Origin of the sequence: Methanothermobacter sp., from assembly GCF_030055425.1 — an archaeon.
GTDB lineage: Archaea > Methanobacteriota > Methanobacteria > Methanobacteriales > Methanothermobacteraceae > Methanothermobacter.
Window position 1 is genome coordinate 85,232 of record NZ_JASFYE010000005.1, and the last position, 16,656, is coordinate 101,887.

The 16,656-nt window shown below is 50.1% G+C and carries 20 protein-coding genes; 13 read left to right on the forward strand and 7 right to left on the reverse strand.

The genetic code is table 11. From position 1 onward, the window contains the following. Positions 1-4: 4 nt before the first annotated feature. Both QFX39_RS06150 and QFX39_RS06155 read right to left on the reverse strand, forming a co-directional pair. On the reverse strand, positions 5-871 hold the full coding sequence (locus tag QFX39_RS06150; RefSeq protein WP_300478345.1) for an ATP-binding protein: 867 nt from the start codon (positions 869-871) through the stop codon (positions 5-7). A gap of 49 nt (positions 872-920) precedes the next feature. Then, the gene (locus tag QFX39_RS06155; RefSeq protein ID WP_160323081.1) at positions 921-1,514 is read right to left on the reverse strand and encodes a CRISPR-associated transcriptional regulator Csa3; all 594 of its coding nucleotides are present in this window, start codon (positions 1,512-1,514) and stop codon (positions 921-923) included. A gap of 436 nt (positions 1,515-1,950) precedes the next feature. On the opposite strand from QFX39_RS06155, the gene QFX39_RS06160 reads away from it, so the two are divergent. The 9 genes from QFX39_RS06160 (at position 1,951) to QFX39_RS06200 (ending at position 6,421) form a co-directional block, all read left to right on the forward strand. Beyond that, positions 1,951-2,277, forward strand: coding sequence for a DUF2085 domain-containing protein (locus QFX39_RS06160; RefSeq protein ID WP_300478348.1), 327 nt, complete (start codon positions 1,951-1,953; stop codon positions 2,275-2,277). 31 nt (positions 2,278-2,308) lie between these two features. Next, positions 2,309-2,785: a hypothetical protein gene (locus QFX39_RS06165; RefSeq protein ID WP_300478350.1), complete on the forward strand. Its 477-nt coding sequence runs from the start codon at positions 2,309-2,311 to the stop codon at positions 2,783-2,785. Between the two features lie 15 nt (positions 2,786-2,800). Then, on the forward strand, positions 2,801-3,115 hold the full coding sequence (locus tag QFX39_RS06170; protein ID WP_013295728.1) for a DUF4064 domain-containing protein: 315 nt from the start codon (positions 2,801-2,803) through the stop codon (positions 3,113-3,115). Between the two features lie 34 nt (positions 3,116-3,149). After that, positions 3,150-3,833: a PsbP-related protein gene (locus tag QFX39_RS06175; protein ID WP_300478353.1), complete on the forward strand. Its 684-nt coding sequence runs from the start codon at positions 3,150-3,152 to the stop codon at positions 3,831-3,833. Position 3,834: 1 nt separating this feature from the next. Further along, complete coding sequence (locus QFX39_RS06180; protein WP_300478463.1) at positions 3,835-4,389, forward strand: pseudomurein-binding repeat-containing protein; 555 nt, start codon at positions 3,835-3,837, stop codon at positions 4,387-4,389. Between the two features lie 96 nt (positions 4,390-4,485). Beyond that, positions 4,486-5,172: a hypothetical protein gene (locus tag QFX39_RS06185; protein ID WP_300478355.1), complete on the forward strand. Its 687-nt coding sequence runs from the start codon at positions 4,486-4,488 to the stop codon at positions 5,170-5,172. Between the two features lie 126 nt (positions 5,173-5,298). Further along, positions 5,299-5,481, forward strand: coding sequence for a hypothetical protein (locus tag QFX39_RS06190; protein WP_300478357.1), 183 nt, complete (start codon positions 5,299-5,301; stop codon positions 5,479-5,481). A 9-nt stretch (positions 5,482-5,490) separates the two neighbouring features. Next, positions 5,491-6,180, forward strand: coding sequence for a DUF169 domain-containing protein (locus QFX39_RS06195; RefSeq protein ID WP_300478359.1), 690 nt, complete (start codon positions 5,491-5,493; stop codon positions 6,178-6,180). A gap of 25 nt (positions 6,181-6,205) precedes the next feature. Further along, complete coding sequence (locus QFX39_RS06200; RefSeq protein ID WP_300478361.1) at positions 6,206-6,421, forward strand: hypothetical protein; 216 nt, start codon at positions 6,206-6,208, stop codon at positions 6,419-6,421. 50 nt (positions 6,422-6,471) lie between these two features. Here QFX39_RS06200 and QFX39_RS06205 read toward each other — a convergent pair whose 3' ends face one another. From QFX39_RS06205 to QFX39_RS06225, 5 genes are all read right to left on the reverse strand, one after another. Then, positions 6,472-7,125: an NTP transferase domain-containing protein gene (locus QFX39_RS06205; protein WP_300478363.1), complete on the reverse strand. Its 654-nt coding sequence runs from the start codon at positions 7,123-7,125 to the stop codon at positions 6,472-6,474. A gap of 4 nt (positions 7,126-7,129) precedes the next feature. Beyond that, entirely contained in the window at positions 7,130-8,299 is a 1,170-nt protein-coding gene (locus QFX39_RS06210) for a hypothetical protein (protein ID WP_300478366.1), read from the reverse strand. Next, positions 8,277-11,285 carry a Mur ligase family protein gene (locus tag QFX39_RS06215; RefSeq protein WP_300478368.1) on the reverse strand — a complete coding sequence of 1,003 codons (3,009 nt, stop codon included), beginning with the start codon at positions 11,283-11,285 and terminating at the stop codon, positions 8,277-8,279. The genes QFX39_RS06210 and QFX39_RS06215 overlap by 23 nt, the downstream gene beginning before the upstream one ends. Before the next feature lie 154 nt (positions 11,286-11,439). Further along, positions 11,440-12,651 carry a Mur ligase family protein gene (locus QFX39_RS06220; protein WP_300478370.1) on the reverse strand — a complete coding sequence of 404 codons (1,212 nt, stop codon included), beginning with the start codon at positions 12,649-12,651 and terminating at the stop codon, positions 11,440-11,442. Between the two features lie 20 nt (positions 12,652-12,671). After that, positions 12,672-12,914, reverse strand: coding sequence for a hypothetical protein (locus tag QFX39_RS06225; RefSeq protein WP_300478372.1), 243 nt, complete (start codon positions 12,912-12,914; stop codon positions 12,672-12,674). A 47-nt stretch (positions 12,915-12,961) separates the two neighbouring features. On the opposite strand from QFX39_RS06225, the gene QFX39_RS09015 reads away from it, so the two are divergent. From QFX39_RS09015 to QFX39_RS06245, 4 genes are read left to right on the forward strand one after another with little or no spacing between them, the layout of a single operon-like run. Then, a complete protein-coding gene (locus tag QFX39_RS09015; RefSeq protein WP_367185386.1) occupies positions 12,962-13,525 on the forward strand; it encodes a class III signal peptide-containing protein in 564 nt (187 codons plus the stop codon). A gap of 9 nt (positions 13,526-13,534) precedes the next feature. Continuing rightward, the gene (gene msrA, locus QFX39_RS06235; protein ID WP_300478374.1) at positions 13,535-14,026 is read left to right on the forward strand and encodes a peptide-methionine (S)-S-oxide reductase MsrA; all 492 of its coding nucleotides are present in this window, start codon (positions 13,535-13,537) and stop codon (positions 14,024-14,026) included. A 51-nt stretch (positions 14,027-14,077) separates the two neighbouring features. Continuing rightward, the gene (locus QFX39_RS06240) at positions 14,078-15,751 is read left to right on the forward strand and encodes a 2-oxoacid:acceptor oxidoreductase subunit alpha (RefSeq protein WP_300478376.1); all 1,674 of its coding nucleotides are present in this window, start codon (positions 14,078-14,080) and stop codon (positions 15,749-15,751) included. Beyond that, positions 15,748-16,614, forward strand: a complete 867-nt coding sequence (locus tag QFX39_RS06245; protein ID WP_300478378.1) for a thiamine pyrophosphate-dependent enzyme — start codon at positions 15,748-15,750, stop codon at positions 16,612-16,614. The genes QFX39_RS06240 and QFX39_RS06245 overlap by 4 nt, the downstream gene beginning before the upstream one ends. Positions 16,615-16,656 lie beyond the last annotated feature (42 nt).

The window sequence follows — 16,656 nt, forward strand, 5'->3', positions numbered from 1 at the left end:
AAAACTAGATACACCCCGTCTGATTCTCAAGTTCAACAATGACCCTTCTAAGGAGATCTGAGCCGAGACTCCATCTATTTCCATGAAGCTCAATGAGGCCCCTGAGTTCAAGTTCCTCAAGTTCACTGCTGCTGGCAGGTATTTCATCCCCTCCAAGGGGACCGTCCTTTAAAAGACTCAGTATATTCTTTTCCCTCAGGGTCAGGCGGTTAAGTTCAGCGATCCATGGAAAGGCTATCTGCTGAAACTTTGCCTTGAAGTTCTCCTCAAGGAGCGCGGGACCATATATGATTCCATCTGATAGCACATTCAGGAAGCTGTCAATGAATAGGGGCATGCCCCCTGTGACCTCATGGATATATTCTATTCCAGCCCTGACAGCCCTGACAGCCGGTGCCCTGAACCTTATGTACCTTTCTGTGTCTCTTTCTGTGAGGGGTGGCACCTCAACAACAGCCGCCCTGGGTAGTTCCTTCTGAATATCCCTGATAAGTCCTGCACTGTACCTCACCGCCACAGCACACCTCATGCAGTGCATCTGTGACATCTTCCATGCATCTGTAATGGATGACTTCTCAGGGGGCATGCTGTCAAGGAGTATATTCCACTCCATGGTTCTTGCAAGAACTGTTATCCTCCTGAAGTCAGGTATACCCTCATGGGACCTCCTGATATCGGTGCACCTCATATCAATGAAGGTCGTCCTGTTGGAGTTTTCCTCCTGGATTCTCCTGAGAATAGCAGTTTTCCCTGAGCCCATCTTACCCGTCACAACCACAAATCCGGGGTCATTGAGGGCCTCATTAATTCTTCTTATCTCCTTTTCTCTTCCAAAAAAATCTTTTGTCCTGTTTAAAGAGATTATTGGCATTGAGGACACTTTAGTTCCTTATAGGTTAAGATGTGTCCATGAAAATTATTTAGAGCACTGCAAGTTCGCCTGCAGAGGTTATTTCAAGCCTTTCACGGTCTATGAACCCCATGTCACGGAGTTCCCTTATGTGGTTGTAGGTCATCCCCCTGCTTATACCTATCTTGACTGCAAGGTTCTTAACCGATGTTTCACCGGCCTTGAGTTCCTCAAGGACCTGTTTCTTGGTCTTGGAGATCCCGAAGCTAAGTATTGGGAGGTCTATGAGTTCACTGTCCTCCTCAGTCACGTACACTATGCGCTGAACATCGTGGTTCCTGGCATAGCAGCCAAAGAGTGCACCGAGTGCCTGGGTCTTCCTGCCCCCGCTTATGTTAACCACCACGCGCCTTCCGTTGGCCCTTTCCTCATCTATGATCTCAACCATGTCCTTTGCAATGGTGACAACATCATAAAGGCTTGTCTCAAATGTCGTTATCTCAACGAAGTTGCCCAGGGTGTCTCTGAGGACCTGTTCGACCTGTTCCTTCTCCCTTGGCGCCTTATCCTCCTTGAGCAGTACAACCTTCTTTGGTGAGAACTGTGTTATGCAGAACATCACCGGCTCAATGGAGTATATTGTGGATATCAGCGTTGTATCCATTATTATCACGTCCCTTAAGTTTTCCTATCCCAAAGATTTGTTCAGGGAAAACAATTCCTTGCATATGGTGTTATCTTATTCTGATCATTCTATATATATTTTCCTCTATACAGATTGACATTCAGAAATGACTCTTTTTTATTCTGAATCCTGAGATATCTTGTAAGGTGTCAGTTAAAAGAGGGATATCCCACCTTACATTACACCGAATTTGCTCATACCATTCAGATGATGGGTGCTTTATGATGATTGCGCCATCATATGTCATTAGGTATAATGAAGTTAATGGGTGAATGCAGAGAATTCATGATGAAAAATTGTACCACAATCCTTAAAAAAATTTATTAATGTAAATGAAAAACATTAACATTTAAATATAATAAGGTACTGATTAAGTAATTGTCCTAATTGACATTTTAGAGATGGTGTTGCCCATATGAAACTGAAGTATCTGTGCCACAGAAAACCAGAGAGAACATTTTCAGTAAGAGGCCACTATTTTCCTGTATGTTCAAGGTGTACCGGCATATATACAGGTGCATTTGCATACTTCATATACGCATACCTCACAGTGATTGAATATGATACCACCATGATAATAGCGGCGTTACTTATGATGGTACCAACATTTCTAGATGGATTCACACAGCTACTTGGTTACAGGGAAAGCAACAATCTTCTGCGATTTTCAACAGGTCTTGCAGCCGGTGTGGGGCTGGGTATACTCACAAAGGCACTGAAGTACTTCATACTCCATCTCTGAACAATTCTGGATCAAAAAAGAGGTTGATAAAATGAGCTGGTGGGATGAACAGAGTTCAGCAACCAGGGCAGGTGTTATCATCGGGGCACTGTGTCTTGGTTTTATACTTGTTGTTGCAATAGGCGGGATGATGTCGCCAGATAACACCGCTACTGAAGCATCCAGTGCAGAAAAATCAAACACACAGGCCCAATCTGAAATCAGGGTTGAGGATATTGAAGTCGTCTCAGAGGGCTATGGAAGTTACTCTGTGAAGGGAAAGATCACGCCACTCAAGGACTTCTCCTACCTTGAGATGCACCTTAAGTGGTATGACTCAGAGGGAAATCTGCTTTACGACAATCCACTCGCATGGAACATCAATGATGCGAAATCGGGTCAGCCAGTTAAATTCAGCACCATTGATTTCATTGACTCAGGAACCCCCGTGAAGGTGGAGCTGCTGATATTCACTGACCTGGTGGCTGACGATGACTCGGCCATATACAGAACAACCCTGAATGTCTGATGGAGGTGAATTGTAATGAGTGATGCTGTAGAAACATCAAGGACACTTGAACTTGTGCTTGGAATAATTGGGGCAATCTTCGGTTTGCTTGGAGGTCTTTTTGCCATTGTACTTTCGGTTTTCGGCTCTGAACTCCTCTATCTGGGTATCAGTGCAATACTGGCCTCAATTGTGGGGATCATAGGATCAGTATATGTGAGGAACAACCCCAGAAGGGGCGGTGTGATCCTAATAGTCAGTGCTATCTGGCTTCTTATAAGCATATCTGCCTATGCAATCCCTGGAACAGTTTTCCTTGGTATCGCAGGCATTCTCGGGCTGATAAGATAGCCCCCATTTTATTTTTTTAACTGGAGGTGTGCATTTGAAAAGGTGCTCAAACTGTGGATCAGAAAACAGGAGAAATGCTGTCTTCTGTTCCAGCTGCGGGTTTAAACTCAATTCCGGGAGGAGTAACAGCTGGTGGAAAAAGCAGAGCCAGACATCAAAGGTCCTAATAGCGATTACAATCCCATTTGTCTTGATTATTGCCCTTGCGATTGCAGCAACCGTATTTACCGATTACAGTACTGAATCCAGTTATGATAGTGTAGATGCAACTGAAGGGTCAGCGTTAACAGAATCATACCTCAATAAGTTCAAGGGCAGTGGAATCTCATTCAGTTACCCCAAGACATGGATTATTTACACACTAGAAGATAGGAGCTCAGATGCCGTCGTTGATCTCAAATCTTATGATATGGGTATAAACTCCATCATGACCGTCTATAAAAAACCTTACACCCTTGATGCTGAAGCACTAAGGGACATCTGGCTTGAGGTATGCTATGAAAAAGGGGACACCGTGGAATATGTGAAGGAAATCAAGGTTGATGGCAACAGGGCATATGCCATAAAATCATTTTATTATTCAAATGGATGCGGAGAGCATGAGTACATTGTATTCACAGACGGCGCATATGAATACTCCCTGCTTTTCACATCTGATGACATCTCAATTATACAGGATGATATAGACACAATTATAAGGAGTTTCAGGGTTGAGTGATATGGATCCCGACAGGATGATTCCGGTTATTGTAGCGGTTATGGTGGCTCTTCTGTTGACAGCCGGTGCACTGCAGTTACTTAAGGGCAGCGGTGTTCCAGAAGATAAAATTGAAACGGCAACAGTTGAAAAAACCTCAGACGGATACCAGCTGAACCTTCAGGCTGTCCTTGAACTTGCAGAGATGGACTCGGGTAACGGGACAGTAGAATACAGGGGATTCAACTTCACAGGCCCCCAGTTACTCTACATCTTTGCAAGGGGGGTTGTGATGCTGGAACTCAATGAGACAGGAAAGATCCATGTGGGTGAATACAGTGGCCCTGAGGACCCCTATGGGTTCATGGATACAGTTACACTTACAAGGAGCGAATACACCGACATGGCGGAGCGCACATACACCTGGATGGACGCCAATGGCAGAAGCCCCAACCATGTTGGTATCTATGTTGAGGGATCCCCCGACATAACCCCATCTCTTGCAAGGAAGATCTTCAGACAGGTTCTGGTTGAATACAGGAGGACAGGAACTCTACCAGAAGTTATAAATGTCTGAATAAACTTTTCTTTTTACAGGAACCCAATTAGTTGAATGATCAGACCTTTATCCTTAAACCATTAAATGGGAATATTGTACTAATGGAAGTTCAGTATGCAGAGAAAATTGATCCTATCACTCATAATCACAGGAGCCTTAATCACGGTTTACCTGCTGAACCCCTCCCTCCACAGCACAGATAGGAACAAAGCTGTTGTCCTCGGTTCAGATAAGATGGGCACAGTTGAGAAACTTGGACCCTACGGGAACAGGGACTCAGAGGTGAAAATAGCCTACATAACAGGGGTCCACCCCCTTGAGAGGGACTCCCACAGGGCATTGCTGCAGGTCCTTGAGGAGAACCAGGATAAACTGAGGTACACGTACTTCGTATACCGGGTCAACGTTACATTTAACCCTGAGGACTACGAAAAGGGGAGGATGGCAGGACAGCTCCTTGCACGAAGATACGTGGTCCCCGATGTATCCAGGGGCAACTACAGCCTAACAGTTGATGTGCACTCCAACAGGGGCAACTATGGTATGAGGAGGTTCGTTTTCACTCCCCTCCCCCATGAGCAAAGCAGGGTGATAGCCCTGAACCTTGCATCCAGGATCAGCTGGTTATCCTACTACTTCCCTGAGTCACAGACAAGCCCCGCCTATGTAACGGAACCCATAATTCAGGGGGGAACACCCGCCATACTGTATGAGAACTACATGTATCAGGACTACTCAAAAACCCTGGAACATGCCAGGGAGTTTGTAATAACCCTTGACTCCACTGAAATTCCCTTATAAACCCTAAAAGAGATCATCCACAACCATTGCCAGAGAAACCCTGAAAAAACGGGAGATCGGCATGAATGGATGACAAAACCGAGAAATTAATATACTCTTTTTTACATATATTACACTGTGGTTCTGATGATACACTACAGAATGGATCAGCCAGATAGGGTGAGGTGCAGTGTCTGCGGTGGAGTTGCAGATGAGGTGGAGGAGACATACCCTGAATCAGGGAACTTCATCCTGGTGATCTACAGGTGCCGCGACTGCGGCCATCTAGAGAAACGCCAGTACGGTAAACCAGTGAAGATTATTGATTGAGGTGATCTTGTGGTTGATGTATGCGCTGCGAATGGATATGATGAGGTATCAGAAAAACTGAAGACCCTCCTCGGACTTGAAAAGTCCCCGGTGGCTATAAAACTCGTTCTAAGGGAGGATGACCTTCCTGAGGGCGTTGAAAAAATAGATAAACCTGCAAGGCACTGTGAAATGGTCCAGATGGCCGCTGCAGGAAAATCCTTCTATGCAACGGCGGAGGCCCAGGCATGCAAGGGTGGTGCAGATGCCCTCGGGATAGATGAGGCACCAGAGAAGGTCAAAACAGGGGAGTTCTACTACAACCTTGGCCGCTTTGCAAGCTTTGCATCCGCCAAGAGAACCTTTGATGAGATACCATCAGTTGACCTCAGGTTCTACGCCGCAGTATACGCGCCCCTTGAGGATGCGACCTTTGACCCTGACGTCATAGTCATCATCTGCAACCCTGCCCAGGCAATGAAGATCTCCCAGGCCCTTGTCTACACCCTGGGTGGCCGCGTTGAGGCAGACTTCTCAGGTATACAGTCACTATGTGCAGACGCAGTTGCAGGCCCCTACATGAGGAAGAGGGCAAACATAACCATGGGGTGCAGCGGTTCAAGGCAGTACGCCGGTGTAAGGGACGACGAACTCATCGTGGGGCTCAACGGCGAAAACATAGGGTGTGTTGTCAATGCCCTTGAGGCCATAAGCCAGTAGGTTCAATCCATAAAACCGTGGGGTGATGATTGTGGTTGAGACAAAGACCTTCAGGATCCTTGAGGATGTTGCTGACCTCGAGGAGAAGATAAGGAAGTATGAGAGTGAGGCAGACCAGGAACTTGTTATAAACTGGATCTATGACACCCTTGAGATCCTCAGGAGTGTGGGTAAGCTCCTCGAGGAGATTGAGGATAGACTGGATCTTCTTGAAGAGGAGACCGAGGAAAAAGAATTCTAGTTGCATGGTCTCCTATTTTCTTTTAAACGCAGAGTAGACCCTGATCCAAATTATTCCCCTTTAAATCCAAAATAGTCCCTTATTCTGAGGTAATCACTGTAGTGGTTTATATTCACAAGTTCAATGGGTTCTGACGCCTCAACACCGTACAGCCTGATGCCATCATCCACCATCAAACGGAGCAGAGGATTTATATTTCCATCACCCATTGAAAGGTACCTTTTAAGGAGCTCTGAGCTCGCTGCAAGGGGCATCCCGAGGCCCTCGGCGCTATCAAGCCAGCCACTCCTTCCCCTTGCAAGTATCGAAACCGTCTCAGGGTCAGCATGTTCACTGATCCTCCTCATGGTCCCGGGGGATACTGCAGGCTGATCTCCGGCAATGCAGAGTATGATTTCGCCAGAAGCAGATAGAACACCATTGAGGAGTGACGCCGAGAGTGGAACATCAGGAGGATCATTCCTCACGATCTCCACATCCATACCTGCTATCGCAGCCTCCACCTCCCCTGAATGGTGGCCTGTTACGACGATGCACTCATCCACACGCGCCCTGAGCACGGAATCCAGAGTTTTCTCTATTACAGTAACTGAGTCGATGGGGAGCAGTAATTTGTGGACCGGCTCAAGGCCGAGTTCCTGCATGTCCCTGAACATACGGCTACCCCTCCCTGCCGCTGTAACAACAGCTGAGATCAAGTCCACCACCCTATGCCGGTTCAAGCCTGTAGATTCTGGCGTATATGGTTGTACCTGCACCTGAACCCGTCGTCCACATCTCAATGAGTACCGGGTACCTTCCTGTGTTTCTGACCTTTATCCCGGTTGCCGGGTTGAAGCCGAATAGAACCGCATGGAACTCCCAGGTCATTCCCCTGGGGAGTGGCATCCCTGCGTCAGTGACAACAGCCCTGAGGGCCCTTGCAGGTGGACATGACCCGTGGGACGCGTATCCTCCGGGGGCCTTGGGGTCCCTTGATGCTGTGAACCTGACTGTCTCCTTACCTGAACCCTCACTTCCCGGTGGAATCACCGTGCCATTCCATGCCGCCGCGAATGCCCTTGCATTGAAGGCCCTCTTGTTATCATCGTACTGGGGGTATGAGCCCAGATAGCTCACTGCAGTTGATACCTGGACCTTCCTGTAGCCCCCCGTGTACACCACGACAGGCGACCCTGAGGGGTAGTTCTCCATGTACTCAAGAACTTCTTCACCGAAGAGTTCCTCTATCCTCGCTGGTGGAACAGGGAGCCTGCCGTCGCTGAAGTTGGATAGCTGGTAGTCCAGGACTATCTCGTCACCCTCATCAGCCCTTCTGAACCACCTCTTTATCCTGTTAACGGATTTGTACCTGTGGGGGACGGTGCTGTTGCTTATACTATCTGCCGGGACAAATTTAACCTTCCTTCCGTTCTCAATGATATCCATACCATTCTTTCTCTTCACCCCATAGGTGTAGGGTGTCTTGTAGGCCCAGAGGAAGACCGGTGGCTCCTGGACCACCAGTTTATTCCCTGAAACCCTCAGTACCCCAGGACCGTCCACAGTGGATCTTCCTGAGGGGTCCATCCCGGAGGTCATCTCGGATATCGGGACATGCACAGCCCCTGTGAGGACCGCCTGGAGGAGGTTCCCGGGGTCCATGTAGTTGAATTCATCAAGGATGTAGTCCGGGTGGAGTATGAGAGGGACGCTCCTCACCCTGGACTCGTCGATGACATCCTGGCCCTTCAGTACCGTGCTTCCAGGCTCAAGGGCAGCTATCTCCACCGGGTGCTGGGGTTCAACACTTCCCTCGATGTATGCACCTGATGCTGTTATGATGGCTGCCACAATAACCAGTAAAATGATGTGCTTACCTGATATAATCCTCTGCATATCTGAATCCCCCCTCACCGATTATGAGTACGGTGTCATCTGGTTCTGCAATTTCAAGGGCCTTACTGACGGCCTCTTCAACCTGTTCACGGCTCGCTCCAAGGGTTCCAGCACCAGCACGTTTTCTGCTGGATTCTATATGGACCACCCTCTTACCCAGGATACTGGAGGCTCTCCTTGCAGCATAGGAGGCCGGTATAACTGTGTCCGCATCCTTCAGGAGCGATGCGATTTCCAGATCACCATCTATTCCGCTCTCAGATGCCACGGTGTTTACGACTATCAGCCTTCCATCGGTACCCTTAAGTTCCTGCATCACCGCCCTCACACCGGCCGGGTTGTGGGCGTAGTCAAGTATGACCCGTGGTGAGTCCATCAGCTTCTGGAACCTTCCCCTCACACCACCGAATGACTCAATTCCCCTCACTATATCATCCAAGTCCACGCCAAGTGCCCATGCGGCGGCAGCGGCTGCCAGTGCATTGTAGACATTGAAGATCCCTGGTGCCCTGAGTTTCACGTCCCTCATCTCGGAGCCTATCACGAGTTTGAAGCCGGTGGCTGATGCATCAATGGCCATGACCTCAGGCTGGGGTCTCCGGTAGCCGCAGACACACTGATAGTCCCCCAGGTGCCCCATGGTTCTGCGCGTATATTTGAGGTTGTTGCCACATTTGGGGCATTCCCTCCCCTCTGGCATCACTGTGGCAGAGTCCATACTCTGGATACCGTAGAGCACCGCTCTCTCCTCCCTCAGTCCCTCTGCGAATGATGCGACTATGGGGTCATCGGCGTTGAGTACCATGACCTCTGCTGTATCAAGGATCTCCCTCTTGCATTCAATGTAATCAGAGAACCTCCTTCCACCTGAAAGGTGGTCCCTTGATATGTTGGTTATGACGCCCACTGAGACCCCTGAGAGAAGGGCTGACTGCCTTATCTCACCCCTCCTCCCGAATGTCCCTATCTCAACCACCGCCACATCCCCCGGGAGTCTTGCCTGTAGGGCCGGCACCAGTTCGGTGTTGCCCTGTATGTTGAGGTGGTGCTCTGGCACAGTCTTTCCGGCAGCTCTCATTATGGATTTGAGAATACCTGTGGTGGTGGTCTTTCCATTGGTCCCCGTGACCCCCACCACGGGTTTCTCAACAGGGCACATGTTCAGGACGTCCTCAACGCCTATCACATCAGCGTCAAGTCCACTGATAAGGTCAAGAACCTTCCTGTTATTCTCGAGGGCTGGTGTGATGGCTATGGTGCCTGCGCGCCTGAGGACCTCCATGCTGTGACCCCCCAGGTCAAGTTCTATTCCCTCCTCCCTGAAGACCTCCTCGAGGGGTGTACTTTCCTTGAGATCCGAGACAATTACCCGGTAACCCCTGGCCCTGAGGTTCCTTGCCATGAGGCTTCCCACATTTCCGCAGCCTCCAAGGACAACTGTGAAGTCCCTCATTGACTCTATGGCCCTCTCAATATCATTCCTCACATTATCATAGGCGTTGACAACCCCGGGACCCATGTGGAGTACCGTATCCCCCTTTTCTGCGATTTCAAGGGCCATCCTTATGCTATCATATACGCTCTCAGTCTTTATGGTTTTATCCCTGCCGGCACCCCTCTCTACCTCAGAGGCCGCTTCCATGTCAATCTTACCTGTTGTCTCATTCCTGGCACTCACAATCAGTACATCGGCTCTTTCACCCAGTATCTGGCCTATCCTGTACTTGTCCCTCACTGTGAGGGTGTCGGGGTTGTCCAGGCTTATTATCAGTCTCCCCTTAAATTCAATGCCCTCAAAGAGTTTCTCCATACTCTCAGGGTTGTGGGCTGCGTCCATGTACACAGGCACACCATCAACCATGTCTATGAATTCAAATCTACCCTTTATACCCCTGAAGTCCTCTAATGAATTTTTGATATCCTCAATGTCAAATCCGAGTACCAGTGCAACGGTTATGGCTGCAAGGGCGTTCTCCACGTTGAAGAGACCAGGTACCCTGAGCTTTATCCTCTCGGTGAGGGGCCCGATATGGACCACCCCATCATGTTCCTCACAGTTTAAAGATCCGCAGGTGCTGCAGCGGGCAGTCGGTATCTCTGAGACCTTCAGGGTGAACTCCGAGCCATCGAGACCCATGAGTTCTATGTCTGTTGCGCTGACCTGGGGTTCTGCCGAGCCACCGAAGGTTCTATCCATGAATTCAACTGTTCTCCCATTTCCCAGACCATAGACAACACTTTTAACCTCAAGGTCATCCAGGAGCCCTGCGATGACCGGGTCATCTCCACAGAGTACCAGAACACCCCCGGGGGCTATGAGGTTCTTTATTGAGAAGTTTCTCTCAATGTATTCATCGTAGTCCCTGAACTCATCCATGTGGTCGGGTGTGAGGTTTGTCACAACACCAGCCACTATTTCAAGGCCATCAGCCATCCTTATGGTCCCATGTGGGAGTTCAAACACGGCCATGTCCCTGTTTCTCACATCACCATTCACCACAAGTTCAACAAGGCCCTCAATGACCAGTGAGTCCTGGATCGATGAGAATGACACCGTCCTGTGGTGTGATGAGAGTATGTGGTCTATCATGTTGGTGGTTGTTGTCTTTCCGTCTGTACCTGCAACTCCCACCATGGGGATGCCTATGAGCTGGTTCAGGGCCCTCCCTATGTCTGATGTTGTTATGTGAATAAGATCCTTCTCCACCCTCCCCAGCATCTCACGTACCGGTGCATCATGGGGTATGCTGGGTGATATGAAGACGGCGTCGGCCCAGAGCATGTCCTCAATCCTGTGACCCCCGAACCTGAACCTTACACCCTCCTTTTTCATCTCATCTATTCTCTTTCTGGCCTTGGGGGGTAGTTCATCCAGTTCCCTGACGTCATTTACAAGCACACTGTTTTCAAGGTGTCTCAGCAATCTTGCGGCGGGTCTACCCGCGTTTCCAGCTCCAAGCACAAGCACGTTCATGTTCCTGATCAATTTATGCACCCATGGATCTGTTTTAGGTTAAAAGTATGCATGGTCATGAAGTAATGGTTATTATCAATCCAGGATTTTCCCGGATGCTAAAGAATATGCGGTCCAGTTATTATTATGGGTTATTCATATATACCACTTACGCAGGTGATGCTGTTCATTCACAGGAGGAGATCTCCTCGAGTTTTTCCTGGACCCTGATTATCCTGTCCTGACCGTTTCCACCCACGAAGACTCTCCTGTATTTCCTGGAAAACTCAAGGACCATCCCGGGGATTTCATCAGGGTCATCAACCGTTATGACCTCTGATGGGATTTCAAGACCCTCGAGGTATTCCAGTACCATGTCAACCGTGTCCTCAAGGCCCGGGAATATCACAAGGACCTCAGGGGGTGACTCTGCAACCTCATCAAGGATATGGAGGCGCCACTCCTCTGTCCTCCTGGGTGTCCCGATGAACATGACATCGAAGTCTGATTCTGAGAGTACTGCCCTCAGGGCATGGGGGTTGTCGGTTTTACCTGCAACAACAGATGCCCCGTTGATGATGAAGGACCTTATACGACCCCTCACAGGCTCGAAACCGGCAAGTCCCTCCCTTATGATATCCTCTGGAACCCCAAGATACCTGAGGGCCTCTGATGCGGCCCCTGCGTTCAGTCTGTTGAATCCACCCTCAACCCTCAGGGGCCCGGTGTACTCACTGTAGGTCCTGAGAAGCCGGGGGGCCTCCCTGAGTTCTCTGTCTGATTCACTGGGGCTTATCACAGCATCCCTTCCCTTCAGGAATTCTGCCATCGTCCTCCTGTAATTCTCCATTGACCCGTGGAAGTCCATGTGGTCCTCGCCAAGGTTTGTGAGGACCACGAGGTCAATGTCAAAGCACTCTGATGCGAATTCCAGGGTCATATCGCAGACCTCCACCACAAGGTAGTCGAATTCCTCCTCAGATGCCCTTAAAAAGAGTTCTGTGTAACCCTCAAATCCTCCGCCAGCATTTCCGCCAAGAAGCACCCTTTCACCTGCACATTCAAGTACATGTGCTATCATCGTGGCTGTTGTGGTCTTTCCATTGGTCCCTGTGACCACGATGGTTTTTGGCTTCCTGTGGCCCTCAAGGACCCTGCAGAGGAGTTTATCCCTGAACCGCTCCATGAATTCAGTTTTTATCATTGATGGGCTGATTACAACCGCATCCGCAGCCTCTATCTTTTCCGTGTCATGAAAGCCAAGGTCAAGGTCAACTCCCTCAGGTTTTGCAGGGATTTCGCGCCGTATATCACTTGCATATACGCTGTGACCCCTTCTCTTCAGTGACTCAACTGCCCTTAAACCCTCAGCTCCAAGTCCCAGCACCGCAACCCTCATTGATTCACCGATATTAACTGTTAATCTTCTCCTGAATCCTCATCATCAGAAACCCCGTATTCCTCCTTGAGCTGGGCTATTATATCCTCGTTCTTTGACACCTCTGGCCTGAGAGGTTTTTCCCCTTCCTCCCTTGACCTCTTACGTTTACCTATAAATACAATCAGCAGGATGATCGCTGCAATCGCAAGGGTCACAGCCACCGCAGTTAATATAACCTCCATGCTCACAGGAGGAGTTTCAGAAGCTGCCCCGGGTCCCATTACCACACCTCAGTTTTATATAAATAATCATACAATATATATCTTACATGATAATGAAGGATAGAGGTGGACAGGGGGGTGCAGAGTACATACTTCTTTTTGCAGCCATCATAATAATCGCGGTTGCAGCCCTCTACATATACAGCTCCTACTTCAAAATCCAGGGAAACGAGACAGTTGATGTGAAGCTCACAATAACCAATATCGGCCCATCAAAAAGCGTCTTTATCTATGAGGCCAATAACACCACTGGTGGCGGAAGCCGGCACATCATATCGGGGGACCCTGGAAACTACTTCTTCCTCCTCCAGCCAGGTTCAAGCAGGACCTTCAACCTTGGCCGGATGAGTGCCGGCACCAGCTTCACGGTTGAGGGTGGTGTCGGTGACCCCCGAAGAGGTGCGGATGACCTCAGGGGCATAGGTCAGATGGGGAGGTGGACACTGAACATAGGAAACCAGACCTACTCCTGGACCATAAGAGGACCCTTCGACTATCGTAAGAACCCAACTGGAAGTGTCCTCATGTCATTCTCCATAGCTGGGGGTGGAGGCTCACCCTTCAGGTTCACCGCAGACCAGGCCCAGGTGCGGGGTAACGTATCAAGGTAGGTGAAATGGATGGGAAGATATAAGAAGGCCACCTTCGGTGCCGGATGCTTCTGGGGAGTTGAGGATGCCTTCAGGAGGGTCAGGGGTGTCGTATCCACCCGTGTGGGGTACATGGGGGGCCACTTGGAAAACCCCACCTATGAGGATGTCTGCACCGGACTTACAGGGCACGCCGAGGTTGTTGAGGTCACCTTTGACCCTGACCTTGTAAGTTACAGTGACCTCCTCGATGTCTTCTGGAGCATCCATGACCCCACCAGCCTCAACAGGCAGGGGCCGGACGTGGGTGAGCAGTACCGTTCAGTGATATTCTACCATGACGATGAGCAGAGGAGGCTTGCAGTGGAGTCAAGGAGAAAGCTTGAGGAGTCCGGGAGGTTCAGCGGGAGGATAGTAACAGCCATTGAACCGGCAGGGACCTTCTATGAGGCCGAGGACTACCACCAGCAGTACCTTGAGAAGAACAGGAAGGGGAGATGTTACCTGAGGAGGCTCCTCTGATGGCAGTGCCATGAAAGAGAATTTAAAAATTGGAAATGGGGTGATGTTTAAATGAAGGAGGTAAGGGATGATGTTGCACTGGTCCTCTGCGGTGAGGCAGGGCAGGGGATACAGACTGTTGAGGCACTCCTTATAAGGGCCTTCAGTGCCGCAGGGTACCATATATTCTCATCCAAGGAGTACATGTCCCGTGTACGTGGAGGTGAAAACTCAACGCTGATAAGGGTTTCATCAGGGCCTGTAAGGGCCTTTGTGGACCGTATCGATGTCCTCTTTGCCCTGAGCCCGGGGGCGGTGGACCACCTTAGGGAGAGAATCAACGGGACACTGATTATTGCAGATGAGAGCTTCGGGGAGGAAGATGCGGTGGGCCTGCCCATACTGGAGGAGGCTGAGAAACTGGGTGGGCGGATATTCGCCAATGTTGTGGCTGCAGGTGTCGCTGCCAGTCTCTTCAGGGTCAAAGAGAATGTCTTCGATGATGCCGTAAGGTCACTCTTTGAGCGCAAGGGAGCAGAGATCCTCAATGCAGACCTGAGGGCTGGCAGAAAGGGGTATGAACTTGGTGAGGAACTAAAAGACCGCCTGAAAGTCTCTGTTGAACCTGACCCCTCTGTCAGAAAACACGTAATTCTTAACGGTACTGAGGCCGTGGGCCTCGGGTGTATAGCCGGTGGGTGCCGGTTCATGTCATCCTACCCAATGACCCCTTCAAGTCCCCTCCAGATATTCATCGCAGAGAATGCCGATGAATTTGACATGGTATTTGAGCAGGCTGAGGATGAGATTGCGGCCATAAACATGTGCCTTGGGGCGTCATATGCAGGTGCCAGGTCACTTGTTGCAACCTCGGGGAGTGGATTTGCCCTCATGGAGGAGGCTGTGGGCCTTGCAGGGATGATAGAGACCCCTGTGGTGATATACATTGGTCAAAGGCCGGGGCCTGCGGTTGGTCTCCCAACGAGGACTGCCCAGGAGGACCTGAACCTGGCCCTCTACTCGGGACCGGGGGAGTTTGCAAGGGCCATATTCGCCCCTGGAAAACTTGAGGATGCCGCTGAAATAGCGGCCCATGCATTCAACCTTGCAGACAGGTACCAGATACCTGTCTTCATACTCTCAGACCAGTACCTGGCAGACCTCTACTACAACCTCCCGGCACCTGAAATCGGTGTGGAGCCGGAGTATCATATCATCGAGACGGATGCCAGCTACAGGAGGTTCAGCTTCACAGAGGACGGTATCTCCCCCCGCGGTATTCCCGGCTATGGAGAGGGACTTGTGCGTGTTGATTCAGATGAACATGACGAGGACGGCTTCATAACAGAGGACCTCAACGTAAGAAGGAGGATGGTTGAGAAGAGGAATCTGCGCCTTGAAATGCTCAGGGATGATGCCCTTCCACCTGAGGTTTGGGGTGACGACTCCAGTGCAGTGATATGCTGGGGTTCCACCTACTGGCCTGTGAGGGAGGCCATTGAGTCATCTGATGCCGAGGTCACCATGGTGCACTTCAGCCAGGTCTACCCCCTGGCACCTGATACCCGTGAGCTTCTCGAGTCATTTGATGTGACAGCTGCCATTGAGAACAACTACAGGGGACAGTTTGCTGATCTCCTTAAACTTGAGGCCGGCTTTGAGGTTGGCCATCGTCTCAACAGGTACAATGGTATGCCCTTCAGTGTTGAGGAGATAAGGAAATTCATAGGGGAGGTTTTTGAATGAAACCCGAGGACTATGACCTTGATGTGGATGTGGCGTGGTGCCCTGGTTGCGGTAACTTTTCGATTCTCCGGGCCCTCAAGATGGCCCTTGCAGAGCTTGATATACCACCTGAGAGGCTGGTGCTCGTCTCAGGTATAGGTCAGGCAGGCAAGCTCCCCCAGTACCTGAAGTGTAACTACTTCAACGGCCTTCATGGGAGGTCCCTCCCGGCTGCTGTGGCAGTAAAGGCTGTGAACCCTGAACTCACAGTTATCGATGTGAGCGGTGATGGCTGCATGTACGGTGAGGGCGGCAACCACTTCATCCACAACATAAGGCGGAACCCTGATATAACAAACATCGTCCATAACAACATGGTCTATGGTCTCACAAAGGGGCAGGCATCCCCCACCAGTCAGCCGGGCTTCAGGACACCTGTGCAGGTTCACGGTGTCTTTGAGGAGCCCTTCAACCCCCTTGCAGTGGCAATCTCCCTGGGGGCCACCTTCGTTGCCCGGGCCTTTGCAGGTGATATTGAGAGGACCCGGGACATTCTCGTTGAGGCCATAAGGCACCATGGCTATGCCCTCGTGGATATCTTCCAGCCCTGTGTGACCTTCAACCGTGTCAACACGTTCCAGTGGTTCCGTGAGAACACCTACTACACTGACCATGACACCTCAGACAGGACGCTGGCCTTTGAGAAGTCCCTTGAGGGTTACGGTTCAGGGAAGTTTCCGCTGGGTGTGATCTACCGTGCTGATGGTGGAGCCACATTCGAGGAGAACCTCAGTATATACAGTGATGATAAAACTCCACTGTGGAAGAGAAGGCATGATCCTGGTAAGCTGAAGGCCCTCCTTGAATCAAAGATGATGCTTTAATATGTATTTTAATTGACCATGCTTTTAATCATTGTACTGGAG

Coding starts and splice junctions, on each gene's coding strand:
- QFX39_RS06150 (WP_300478345.1), bottom strand. CDS start 871: ATGCCAATAATCTCTTTAAACAGGACAAAAGATTTTTTTGGAAGAGAA.
- QFX39_RS06155 (WP_160323081.1), bottom strand. CDS start 1,514: ATGGATACAACGCTGATATCCACAATATACTCCATTGAGCCGGTGATG.
- QFX39_RS06160 (WP_300478348.1), top strand. CDS start 1,951: ATGAAACTGAAGTATCTGTGCCACAGAAAACCAGAGAGAACATTTTCA.
- QFX39_RS06165 (WP_300478350.1), top strand. CDS start 2,309: ATGAGCTGGTGGGATGAACAGAGTTCAGCAACCAGGGCAGGTGTTATC.
- QFX39_RS06170 (WP_013295728.1), top strand. CDS start 2,801: ATGAGTGATGCTGTAGAAACATCAAGGACACTTGAACTTGTGCTTGGA.
- QFX39_RS06180 (WP_300478463.1), top strand. CDS start 3,835: ATGGATCCCGACAGGATGATTCCGGTTATTGTAGCGGTTATGGTGGCT.
- QFX39_RS06185 (WP_300478355.1), top strand. CDS start 4,486: ATGCAGAGAAAATTGATCCTATCACTCATAATCACAGGAGCCTTAATC.
- QFX39_RS06190 (WP_300478357.1), top strand. CDS start 5,299: ATGATACACTACAGAATGGATCAGCCAGATAGGGTGAGGTGCAGTGTC.
- QFX39_RS06200 (WP_300478361.1), top strand. CDS start 6,206: ATGATTGTGGTTGAGACAAAGACCTTCAGGATCCTTGAGGATGTTGCT.
- QFX39_RS06210 (WP_300478366.1), bottom strand. CDS start 8,299: ATGCAGAGGATTATATCAGGTAAGCACATCATTTTACTGGTTATTGTG.
- QFX39_RS06220 (WP_300478370.1), bottom strand. CDS start 12,651: ATGAGGGTTGCGGTGCTGGGACTTGGAGCTGAGGGTTTAAGGGCAGTT.
- QFX39_RS06225 (WP_300478372.1), bottom strand. CDS start 12,914: ATGGGACCCGGGGCAGCTTCTGAAACTCCTCCTGTGAGCATGGAGGTT.
- QFX39_RS09015 (WP_367185386.1), top strand. CDS start 12,962: ATGATAATGAAGGATAGAGGTGGACAGGGGGGTGCAGAGTACATACTT.
- msrA (WP_300478374.1), top strand. CDS start 13,535: ATGGGAAGATATAAGAAGGCCACCTTCGGTGCCGGATGCTTCTGGGGA.
- QFX39_RS06240 (WP_300478376.1), top strand. CDS start 14,078: ATGAAGGAGGTAAGGGATGATGTTGCACTGGTCCTCTGCGGTGAGGCA.
- QFX39_RS06245 (WP_300478378.1), top strand. CDS start 15,748: ATGAAACCCGAGGACTATGACCTTGATGTGGATGTGGCGTGGTGCCCT.